The organism is Staphylococcus sp. SUC_1.2 (assembly GCF_026222585.1).
The window spans coordinates 68,973-80,535 of record NZ_JANJPM010000009.1 but is presented as its reverse complement, the minus strand read 5'-3'; the positions used below and the strand labels follow the sequence as shown (position 1 = coordinate 80,535).

The 11,563-nt window shown below is 32.9% G+C and carries 8 protein-coding genes and 1 pseudogene; 1 reads left to right on the top strand and 8 read right to left on the bottom strand.

The features are described from left to right. The 6 genes and pseudogenes from NR218_RS04840 to gatC all read right to left on the bottom strand — a co-directional run. Positions 1–241: pseudogene (locus NR218_RS04840) on the bottom strand (DUF3267 domain-containing protein); the annotation flags it as partial. Positions 242–367: 126 nt separating this feature from the next. Then, positions 368–1,732: a 23S rRNA (uracil(1939)-C(5))-methyltransferase RlmD gene (rlmD, locus tag NR218_RS04835; protein WP_053026353.1), complete on the bottom strand. Its 1,365-nt coding sequence runs from the start codon at positions 1,730–1,732 to the stop codon at positions 368–370. 102 nt (positions 1,733–1,834) lie between these two features. Next, positions 1,835–2,827, bottom strand: a complete 993-nt coding sequence (locus NR218_RS04830; RefSeq protein WP_011275360.1) for a diacylglycerol kinase — start codon at positions 2,825–2,827, stop codon at positions 1,835–1,837. Between the two features lie 248 nt (positions 2,828–3,075). Then, entirely contained in the window at positions 3,076–4,503 is a 1,428-nt protein-coding gene (gene gatB / locus NR218_RS04825; protein WP_011275358.1) for an Asp-tRNA(Asn)/Glu-tRNA(Gln) amidotransferase subunit GatB, read from the bottom strand. Between the two features lie 12 nt (positions 4,504–4,515). Continuing rightward, entirely contained in the window at positions 4,516–5,973 is a 1,458-nt protein-coding gene (gatA, locus tag NR218_RS04820) for an Asp-tRNA(Asn)/Glu-tRNA(Gln) amidotransferase subunit GatA (RefSeq protein ID WP_011275357.1), read from the bottom strand. Between the two features lies 1 nt (position 5,974). After that, positions 5,975–6,277 carry an Asp-tRNA(Asn)/Glu-tRNA(Gln) amidotransferase subunit GatC gene (gatC, locus tag NR218_RS04815; RefSeq protein WP_011275356.1) on the bottom strand — a complete coding sequence of 101 codons (303 nt, stop codon included), beginning with the start codon at positions 6,275–6,277 and terminating at the stop codon, positions 5,975–5,977. 525 nt (positions 6,278–6,802) lie between these two features. Between gatC and putP the strand changes: the two genes are divergently transcribed. Continuing rightward, on the top strand, positions 6,803–8,281 hold the full coding sequence (gene putP, locus NR218_RS04810) for a sodium/proline symporter PutP (RefSeq protein WP_406846242.1): 1,479 nt from the start codon (positions 6,803–6,805) through the stop codon (positions 8,279–8,281). A gap of 58 nt (positions 8,282–8,339) precedes the next feature. Here the strand turns inward: putP and NR218_RS04805 are convergent, their stop codons facing one another. Together NR218_RS04805 and ligA are read right to left on the bottom strand one after the other, a co-directional pair. Beyond that, the gene (locus tag NR218_RS04805) at positions 8,340–9,545 is read right to left on the bottom strand and encodes a CamS family sex pheromone protein (protein ID WP_011275354.1); all 1,206 of its coding nucleotides are present in this window, start codon (positions 9,543–9,545) and stop codon (positions 8,340–8,342) included. 12 nt (positions 9,546–9,557) lie between these two features. Then, entirely contained in the window at positions 9,558–11,561 is a 2,004-nt protein-coding gene (gene ligA, locus NR218_RS04800; protein ID WP_011275353.1) for an NAD-dependent DNA ligase LigA, read from the bottom strand. Positions 11,562–11,563: the final 2 nt, after the last annotated feature.

Below are 11,563 nucleotides of genomic sequence, written 5' to 3'. Positions count from 1 at the left end.
GCTGTTCCCCTCTTGAAAAAATAAAAAATGAAATTCTATGAATGAGTTCATGTAGTCCTAAAATAACTATAAACCCTAAAATACCGTATAATAAGTTAGCTAAAAATGTTTGTTCATGAATAGTTGTAAACATAAATGCCCATTTATAAGTAAACACTATCATAAATAAAATTACTACTAATTGAGTTGCCATAAATTTAGGTAAGTTGATTCTATTTGGTGAAAAATCAATTTTCTGCACAATAATAACCTCCAATCTCTGTTAATTTTCAACCATAGTATACACAGTCGATGTTGAGAAAAAAACTTTTTTATAAGATTTAATGCTCTGTAACCATTTCTTAATATTTGTATTAAAATTTCACGTTTAAGATTTTCTTTCAAATAATGCAACTGTCTCTACATGTGTTGTTTGAGGAAACATATCGACAGGTGTAATTTCTTGCAATTCATATTGTGAATCTAATATTTGAGCATCTCTTTGTTGCGTAGAAGGATTACAAGAGATGTAGACAATACGCTTAGGATTTAGTTTGAGCAGTGTTTGTAAGAAGGTTTCATCGCACCCTTTTCTAGGTGGATCTACCATAACAACATCTGGTTTGATACCTTGTTGTTTCCATTTTATAATGACTTCTTCTGCTTTACCACAGACAAAAGTTGTATTTTCAAATCCATTTAAAGTCGCATTTTGTTGTGCATCTTTAATCGCTGACGGTACAACCTCAACACCATAAACATGTTTCTCTACTGGAGCCATATATAAACCTATCGTACCAATACCGCAATATGTATCAAGAACTGTTTCTTCACCTGTCAATTGCGCATACTCTATTGCTTGTTGATATAATTTTTCAGTTTGTGAAGAATTTATTTGGTAGAATGATTGGTCACTTATCTTAAATGTAGTATCACTAAGTTGATCTGCAATCTTATCTTTGCCGTATAACGTTACAGACTGTTCCCCCATAATAACATTAGAATGACTTTTATTAATATTTTGTTTAATGCTAGTTATGTTAGGAAAAGTTTCTTTCAGTTTTTCAACTAAAATTGAAGCTTGCTGGAAATTTTTACCATTTGTTACAAAAACTACCATCTTATCATCAGAATAATAACCTGTGCGAATAACTAAATGTCTTAAAAGTCCTTTTTTTGTACTCTCATTATAAACACTAATATCGTAATCAATAATCCATTGTTTGACGTGATTCATAATGTCTTGGTGTACATCATCTTGAATTAAGCAACTATCCATATCGATAATATCGTGACTTCTTTGTCGATAATATCCTATAATTGCTTTTCCATCTCTATCTTTACCAATTGGCAACTGTGATTTATTTCTGTAATGCCAAGGATGATCCATACCGATAGTTTTGTTAATGATTGTATTGCTAAATTGTGCTTTTCTATGGAATAAGTTGGTAACTTGTGACTGCTTCATAGCCAATTGGGCATCATAAGTCATGTGTTGCAATTGACAACCACCACACTTCCAATAGTATTTACATGGCGGTTCCACGCGTTGCTCACTTGGTTTAATAACTTGAAGAAGCTTACCAATAGCAAAATTTTTCTTCACTTTAATAATTTTGTATTTAATTACTTCACCAATTAACGCATTTGGCACAAATATCGGATAACGGTCGATTTTAATGACACCATGCCCTTCATGTGTTAAATCAACAACGTTACCTTGTTTTATTTCATTTTTATTTATGGTTTCCATTATTTCACCCCACATAAAAAGAGGTTAGAGTAGTTTAATCTTGGTTTTGTTTTTCATACCTAAGACATCAAAACTATTGCTCAACCTCTTCAACTGTATAATTTACTCTGATATTTCATTGTTTTTAATAATTTCTTCATTCGATGGCTTCTCTTCAATAATGCCATCTTCGACTTGTTGATCTTCAGTTAATTCCTCATTATATATATCTTTTGGCGTACATACTTCGATATGTCTTTTTAAATTCAAGAAATTAGCTGGTAATTTACCACCATATTCACCATCTACATTCAGTTGCATTTCAGTAAAGGATGAGATATTAATTGATTTAGCTTTCTCATAAATAACCTTTGGATGTTTAATGTGTTCTCCGCGAGATGCTAAAGTCATAATGTGTCCTAATTCAGCAAGGTTAGCCTTTTCTACAATAATTAATGTGAAATGCCCGTCGTCTAACTTAGCATCTGGAACTAATTTCTCAAATCCTGCCATTGAGTTTGTCAGTCCCAATAAGAATAATAATGCCTCACCTTGAAAAACTTGATTATCATATTCTATACGCAAATCTACAGCTTTCATCTGAGGTAACATTTCAAATCCTTTAATGTAATACGCAAAGGGACCTACAATTGATTTTAATCGACTTGGCGTCTCATATGAAACTTGAGTTAATTGACCACCAGCTGCTAAATTGATGAAATAACGATTATTCATTTTTCCTATATCAACTTTTGTCGTGTGATCATCAATAATAACATCAACAGCACCCATAATATCACTTGGTAAGTGTAAGGCCCTACCGAAATCATTCACTGTCCCCATAGGGATGATACCTAATTTAGGACGATTGGGTTGTTCAGCTATGCCATTAACAACTTCATTAAGTGTGCCATCTCCACCAGCTGCTATAATAATATCATAATCTCTTTTAAGTGCACGTTCAGCTTCAAGCGTTGCATCGCCTTCACGCTCAGTAGCATAAGCACTTGTCTCATAACCGGCACGTTCTAATTTAATTAAAACATCTGGTAAAGTTCTTTTAAAAAGTTCCTTTCCAGAAGTTGGATTATAAATGATTCTTGCACATTTTCTCATAAATTATCCCTCATCTTTTTATACATATTCTTATATTAAATGATTTATAGGAGAGTTGGAAGTATTTAAATCAATAATCTTTAAAATACATTTATTACACTATTTACAATTAAATAATCAAAGCAGTTATAACATTAAAAATAATTGAACTAAAAACACCACACACCAAAATTAAAAGGCTTGTTCCCTAACCATGATAGGAAACAAACCTTAAATGATGCTTTAATTCATTATGTTTAAATCTTTAATTAACGTTTATCTAATTCTTGTTTTAATATTTGGTTTACTTTTTGAGGATTAGCTTGGCCTTTAGATGCTTTCATAATTTGACCAACTAAGAAGCCCATTGCTTTCCCTTTACCATTTTTATAATCTTCAACAGATTGAGGATTATTATCTAAAGCTTCAGTGACGAATTTAGTTAAAGTAGCTTCATCAGAAATTTGAACTAAACCTTTATCTTCCATAATTTGTTTAGCATCGCCACCATTTTCAGCTAATTCTGGGAAAACTTTTTTAGCGATTTTACTACTCATCGTACCATCTTCAATAAGTTTAATCATACCAGCAAGGTTTTCTGGTGTTAATTTAGTATCTTGTAACTCAACTTGGTTTTTATTTAAATATTCATTAACGCCACCCATTAACCAGTTTGAAGTTAACTTAACGTCTGCACCTTTTTCAATAGCACCTTCAAAGAAATCAGACATTTCTTTAGTAAGTGTTAATACGTGCGCATCGTATTCAGGTAAACCTAAATCATTTACATATTTAGCTTTACGCTCATCTGGTAATTCAGGGATTGTTTGACGTACACACTCTTTCCATTCTTCATCTACGTATAAAGGTACAATGTCAGGTTCAGGGAAGTAACGGTAGTCATCTGAGCCTTCTTTAACACGCATAAGGATTGTTTTACCAGTTGATTCATCAAAGCGGCGTGTCTCTTGTCCAATTGTACCGCCGTTTAATAATTCTTCTTCTTGGCGTTTTTCTTCGTACTCTAAACCTTTTCTAACATAGTTAAATGAATTTAGGTTTTTTAATTCAGTTTTTGTACCGAACTCTTCTTGTCCATAAGGACGTAATGAAATGTTGGCATCACAACGTAATGAGCCTTCTTCCATTTTACAGTCTGATACACCTGTATATTGAATAATTGAACGTAATTTTTCTAAATAAGCATAAGCTTCTTTAGGGGATCTAATATCTGGTTCAGATACAATTTCAATTAATGGTGTACCTTGACGGTTTAAGTCTACTAAAGAGTATCCATCTTTATGTGTTGATTTACCAGCATCTTCTTCCATGTGAAGACGTGTGATTCCGATACGTTTTGTTTCACCATCTACTTCAATATCAATATAACCATTTTCCCCAATTGGTTGATCAAATTGAGAAATTTGATAAGCTTTAGGATTATCTGGATAGAAATAGTTTTTACGGTCAAATTTAGAATTTGTAGCGATATCCATATTTAAAGCCATTGATGCACGCATAGCCCAGTCTACAGCACGTCTATTAACAACCGGTAATACACCAGGATATGCTAAATCAATAACATTTGTATTTGAGTTAGGTTCAGCTCCAAAATGTGCTGGTGATGGAGAGAACATTTTTGAGTCTGTTTTTAGCTCAACGTGAACTTCAAGTCCGATAACTGTTTCAAAATGCATTATTTCCACTCCTTATAATTTTTCATATGCGTCATGTAAATTGAATTGTGTTTCATATTGATATGCCACACGATATAACGTCTTTTCATCAAAAGGTTTACCGATAAATTGTAAGCCAATTGGTCTACCGTTTGATTGCCCACAAGGAACAGAAATACCTGGTAAACCAGCTAAGTTAACAGGTGTAGTTAATAAGTCATTAGCATACATAGTTAATGGATCATCGATTTCATCACCTAAGTTAAACGCAGTAGTTGGTGCAGTTGGACCTACAACAACATCATAGTTTTCAAAAACTTTATCAAAGTCATTCTTGATTAATGTTCTAACTTTTTGTGATTTTTTATAGTAAGCATCATAATAACCAGAACTTAATGCAAATGTACCTAGGAAGATACGACGCTTAACTTCAGCACCAAATCCTTCAGATCTAGACATTTTATATAATTCTTCTAATGATTGGGCTTCTTTTGAATGGTAGCCATAGCGTATACCATCAAAGCGAGCTAAGTTCGCTGATGCTTCTGATGACGCGATAACATAATATGATGGAATACCATATTTCGTATTTGGAAGTGATACTTCATCAACTTCTGCACCTAGAGATTTAAGTGTTTCAACTGCATTCTTAACAGCTTCTTTAACATCTTCATTGATACCTTCACCTAAATATTCTTTTGGTAAAGCAACTTTTAAGCCTTTAATGTCTTTACCAATTTCTGAAGTAAAGTCAACGTCTTCAACTGGTGCACTTGTAGAATCATTTCTATCAACGCCTGAAATTGTCTCTAGAACGATAGCGTTATCTTTAACATTTCTTGTAATTGGACCAATTTGGTCTAATGAAGATGCAAAAGCAACTAAACCGAAACGTGATACACGTCCGTAAGTTGGTTTCATACCAACTACACCACAATATGCTGCTGGTTGTCGAATTGAACCACCAGTATCTGAACCTAGACTGAATGGTACTAAACCTGCTGCAACTGCTGCTGCTGAACCACCTGACGAACCACCTGGTACAGCTGTATGATCGAATGGGTTAACAGTTTGTTTGAAATATGATGTTTCAGTTGAACCACCCATAGCAAATTCATCCATGTTCAGTTTACCGATTAGAATCGCATTTTCATCATGTAGTTTGTTCATTACAGTAGATTCATAGATTGGAACAAATCCTTCTAACATCTTACTAGCACATGTTGTTTCCACATCTTTAGTAATGATGTTGTCCTTAATTCCCATAGGAATACCAAACAATTTACCTTCCATTTGACCTTTTGCTTGTAATTCATCTAATTCTTTCGCTTTTTTAATAGCATTATCTTTATCTAGTGCTAAAAATGATTTAATAGTAGGATCCGTTTCTTCAATTGCATCATAGATGTCTTTGACAACTTCTGAAGGCTTAATCTCATTGTTTTTAATCATTTCTGATAATTTTTCAACTGATTCATAACGAATACTCATCTTAAGCTTCCTCCTCATTCATGATAGCTGGTACTTTAAATTGACCATTTTCTGTCTCTTTAGCATTTTTTAATGCAAGTTCTTGAGGAATGCCCTCGATTGCTTCATCATCACGTAACACATTTTGCAAATCTAATACATGATAAGTTGGTTCAATACCTTCTGTATCTGCTGTGTCATTTTGTTTAGCAAAATCTAAGATACTTTCAAGTGTATTAGCCATTTCTTCAGTTTCTTCTTCAGAAATTTGAAGTCTTGCTAAATGTGCTATATGTTCAACCTCTTCACGTGTAACTTTAGTCATTTATTAAAAGCCTCCTTATTACTCATTCATCATAAAATTGTATCAAATTTTCACTTAAAAATCTAAATATTTATTGAGACAACATAACTTCATGACATTATTGATGATTAATTCATAGGTAAGTAATTAATAAACACTTTATAAATAATGTAACTCAATTATTAATTTAACGAAAATACTGACCTAAATTATATATAAAAAATATTTATAATCTTTAATATGCATATTACGTATAATAAAATCAATAAACTTTTTTACATTTTGAAAACGCTTACTATTGTGCTTTGAAAGTATTTTTCTTTTTAAAAATTAAAATTTATACTTCTCTAAACCATTCACCACATTGTATAATATTACATGTAACTAAATCATTTAAAAAAGTTGCATACTCATGTAATTGAAATTTACTAATGTTTATAAGTCATCTAAGTCTTTACACCATATAAAAAAAGGGGGTATTTCTTTGTGCTTATTTTAGGAGCAAGCTTGCCTAGTCAAGTTAATACCAATTGGCAAACATACATAATGATTGCGATTTATTTTATTATTTTACTTATCATTGGATATTACGGCTACAAACAAGCTACAGGTAATTTAAGTGAATATATGCTTGGTGGACGTAGTATCGGACCATATATCACTGCTTTATCTGCAGGTGCATCAGATATGAGTGGCTGGATGATAATGGGACTACCTGGTTCTGTCTATAGCACTGGTTTATCAGCAATATGGATAACAATTGGTCTCACATTAGGTGCATATGTTAACTATCTTGTCGTTGCACCAAGGTTGAGAGTTTATACTGAAGTGGCAGGTGATGCAATCACCCTTCCTGATTTCTTCAAAAATCGACTTAACGATAAAGAAAATATTATTAAAATCATTTCTGGTTTAATAATAGTTGTGTTCTTTACTCTTTATACACACTCTGGGTTTGTATCAGGTGGTAAACTATTTGAAAGTGCGTTTGGACTAAATTACCATTTTGGATTAATTTTAGTTGCAGTTATCGTTATCGCTTATACTTTTTTCGGAGGATATTTAGCCGTATCTATAACTGATTTCTTCCAAGGTGTAATCATGTTAATTGCAATGGTTATGGTCCCTATTGTTGCAATGTTACAACTTAATGGGTGGGATACGTTTTCTCGAGTTGCTGAAATGAAGCCAACAAATATGGATTTATTTAGAGGGACAACTTTTCTTGGCATTGTTTCATTATTTGCATGGGGTCTAGGTTATTTTGGACAACCTCATATCATCGTAAGATTTATGTCTATAAAGTCACATAAAATGCTACCCAAAGCTCGACGTTTAGGTATAAGTTGGATGACTGTAGGGTTACTTGGTGCTGTAGGCGTAGGGTTAACTGGTATCGCATTCATTCCAGATAATCATATTAAGATGGATGATCCTGAGACACTATTCATCATTATGAGTCAAATTTTATTTCATCCTTTAGTAGGCGGGTTCTTATTAGCTGCCATTCTTGCAGCTATCATGAGCACTATCTCATCACAACTATTAGTAACATCAAGTTCATTAACTGAAGACTTTTATAAATTAATACGTGGTGAAGAGCGTGTGAAAACACATCAAAAAGAATTCGTGTTAGTTGGTAGATTGTCTGTATTAGTTGTGGCAATTGTAGCAATTGCGATTGCTTGGTCTCCAAATGATACAATACTTAACTTAGTTGGTAACGCATGGGCCGGCTTTGGAGCTTCTTTCAGTCCATTAGTATTATTCTCACTTTATTGGAAAAAGCTTACACGAGCTGGTGCTATCAGCGGTATGGTAGCAGGTGCCCTTGTGGTAATTATATGGATTGCTTGGATTAAACCTTTAGCGAGTATAAATGAAATTTTCGGAATGTATGAAATTATTCCAGGATTCATTATTAGTGTCATCGTTACATATGTAGTGAGTTTATTGACTCAACATCCAGGTGACTTTGTTGAAAGAGATATTGAAAAAGTTAAATCTATTGTTCGTGAAAAATAATAATATTAAACAAAAACTACGGATAACCCAACTTGTAGGCGTTATCCGTAGTTTTATGTTAATTATTATAAATATGAACTTGGGGCTCTTTATCTTCTTTAGATTTACTAATCAAAGCTCTTGGTGTATTTCCGTCTTTAATTCGAATTTCATAGCTATCGATATTGTCAAAATATTTTCTAGCTTGTTCTGTAACATATTGGGTAATACCAATCGTTTCAGCTTGACTATAATAATCAATAGGTAAATCTATAGTTAATTGTGTTGGTTTTTTACCGTCAAATTTAACTTTACCTACTGCTTGAGTGAAGTTAGTAAAGTAAGATTGTAGGTTGTCATTGAATTGTTTAAAATTATTATTCAAATTTTCATTGTATTTTTTTGCTGTTGAAGATGGTAATAATGCTGACACTTGATCAATTTTTTTCCATTTATTAATTTTAGTTTGATCATCATCAACTGTAGTATTAGCAATAAATTCTCCTGGTGTAATTGAATTTTGATCGGATTGTTTATAAATTGCAAAATGAATAGGAATATCTTTTAAATCATCATTGGCTCTTAATCTTGTTAAGATTTCTGAAGCCATTTGTTTACCTTGTTTTTCAATTTCCTTATCATCAAGTTCTTTGCTATAAGTCTCTCCATCTTTCTCTTTTTGATAATAATAAACACTATTCATGGCTAAGCCAATTGTCATACCTTTAATATTTTTTCCTTTAGTATCCCCACTATCGTAAAAATCTTGTTCAAGAATATTAGATAAATAAGCTGGAGATTGTTCTGCGATTTTTTCTGGATCATCCTCACCTTTGTGTGATGGATTTAATCCTAAATTCTCACTCGCTTTATTGGATTCTTTCTCTTTTTCACTCATTTTATCTATTTCTTTTTTAGTGTATTTGGGATTTAAATAACTATTAAGAGTATCTTTATCTAGATATTGGCCGTCTTGATAAAGGTAATCATCAGTTGGAAATACATCTTTGCTTAGTGTCAATAAACCACTTTCGAAATCGTCACCATTGTAACTATTTGCCATGTTATCTTGTAATACACCACGGGCCTTACTTTCTTTGAATGGCAAAATCGTGCGGTAATTATCACCTTGTACGTTTTTATCTGTTGCTATTGTTTTCACATTATTTGAGTCAGTTTTAGTTTCTTGTTTATTCACAGATTGGTTATTTTTATTATCATTGTTATTGCCACATGCCGTTAACAACACAATCGACGTTATAATTAAGAATAGGGTCCGCTTCATTGCCGTTCTCCTCTAACTAGATATTTCATTTTGTTTAGCCACGAATTGCTCTTCTGTCCAAATTTCAGTACCAAACTTTTCTGCCTTAGTTAATTTAGAACCTGCATCTTCACCAGCAATTACTAAATCTGTTTTTTTAGTTACACTACTTGTAACTTTTGCGCCTTGTAATTCTAACCAGGCAGATGCTTCTTTTCGTGTCAGTTGTTGTAATTTACCTGTTAAAACAATTGTTTTATTTTTAAAATCAGGGTGACCTTCTATATCAGAAGTTTTAATTCCATTATAAACCATATTGACATTTTTATATTTTAATTTTTCAATTAATGCTTTAATATCTTCATTTTCTAAATATGTTACAACAGATTGAGCTAACTTATCTCCAATATCATGAATACTAATAAGTTCTTCTTCAGTTACTTCAAGTAGTCTATCCATTGTTTCGTATTTTTCAGCTAGAACTTGACTTGCTTTAACTCCTAGATGACGTATTCCTAAACCAAATAATAGATGCTCTAGAGAATTGGCTTTAGCATCTTCAATCGCTTTTAGTAGATTTTCAACTTTTTTGGAACCCATACGCTCTAAAGGTAATAAATCGTCTTCAGTTAGGTAGAAGATGTCGGCCACATCATTAATCACATTGTGATGATAGAGTTGTTGTATAATTTTAGTTCCTAAGCCATCAATATTCATGGCTTGACGTGATACAAAGTGAATCAACCCCTCTACAAGTTGAGCCTGACACTTTGGATTTATACAACGTAATGCAACCTCCCCTTCAATTCTTACCAACTCATGGTCACAACTCGGACAATGTGTTGGCATTGAATACGGTAATGTACCTTCAGGTCGGCGTTCCGTAATACTTTTCACTACTTCTGGTATAATATCGCCAGCTTTTTTAACTACTACACTATCCCCAATTCTGATATCTCTCTCATGTATTAAATCTTCATTATGTAAAGATGCTCTAGATACAGTTGTCCCAGCAACTCTTACAGGATCAAGAATCGCAGTTGGTGTTACAACACCTGTTCTACCAATACTTAACTCAATATCTTGTAATGTTGTTACCACTTCTTCGGCAGGAAACTTATATGCAATCGCCCATCTTGGAGATTTCTGCGTGTATCCCATTTCATCTTGTTGTTCAATGTCATTCACTTTTATAACGATGCCATCAATATCATAGGATAATTGTTCACGTTGTTTTGTCCATTTCTCAATATATTCTAATACACCTTCAATATCACCCACGCGCATACGCTCATGATTTGTCTTAAATCCTAAACGATCTAATTCATCCAACGCACCACTCTGAGTAGTTGCATCAAAATCTGTAAAATCATTAACACTATATAAGAATACACTTAATTTACGTTTAGCTGCCAATTTGGGATCAAGTTGCCTTAACGATCCCGCTGCTGCGTTTCGTGGATTAGCGAATGGTTGTTCTTCATTCTTTTCTTTTTCTTCATTTAGTCTTATAAAAGAACTACGAGGCATGTAAGCTTCGCCACGCACTTCAAAACTTAATGGTTCATTAATCTTTAATGGAATAGCATGAATGGTGCGTAAATTTTCAGTGATATCTTCACCTGTAGTACCATCACCTCGAGTTAAACCTTGAACGAAGCGACCTTCTACATATTTAAGGGACACAGCTAATCCATCAATTTTCAATTCACACATATATTCAACACTACCGACTTGTTCACGAATACGTTGATCAAAACGACGTAATTCTTGTTCATTGAAAGCATTACCTAAACTTAACATTGGTGTATCATGGTTGACTTTTTCGAAAGAAGATTGCACCTCTCCTCCTACACGTACAGTAGGAGAATCAGGTGACTTAAATTCAGGATGTGCCTCTTCTATATCTATTAATTCTCTTAATAATTTATCGTATTCACTATCTGGCACTGAAGGATTATCTTGTACATAATATTCATAACCATATTGATTTAATAAATCATGTAATTCATTCACACGACTTTTGATATTGCCCATAA

Excerpts from the sequence above, each read along its gene's own strand:
- rlmD (WP_053026353.1), bottom strand. The coding sequence starts at position 1,732 with ATGGAAACCATAAATAAAAATGAAATAAAACAAGGTAACGTTGTTGAT.
- NR218_RS04830 (WP_011275360.1), bottom strand. The coding sequence starts at position 2,827 with ATGAGAAAATGTGCAAGAATCATTTATAATCCAACTTCTGGAAAGGAA.
- gatB (WP_011275358.1), bottom strand. The coding sequence starts at position 4,503 with ATGCATTTTGAAACAGTTATCGGACTTGAAGTTCACGTTGAGCTAAAA.
- gatA (WP_011275357.1), bottom strand. The coding sequence starts at position 5,973 with ATGAGTATTCGTTATGAATCAGTTGAAAAATTATCAGAAATGATTAAA.
- gatC (WP_011275356.1), bottom strand. The coding sequence starts at position 6,277 with ATGACTAAAGTTACACGTGAAGAGGTTGAACATATAGCACATTTAGCA.
- putP (WP_406846242.1), top strand. The coding sequence starts at position 6,803 with ATGATTGCGATTTATTTTATTATTTTACTTATCATTGGATATTACGGC.
- NR218_RS04805 (WP_011275354.1), bottom strand. The coding sequence starts at position 9,545 with ATGAAGCGGACCCTATTCTTAATTATAACGTCGATTGTGTTGTTAACG.
- ligA (WP_011275353.1), bottom strand. The coding sequence starts at position 11,561 with ATGGGCAATATCAAAAGTCGTGTGAATGAATTACATGATTTATTAAAT.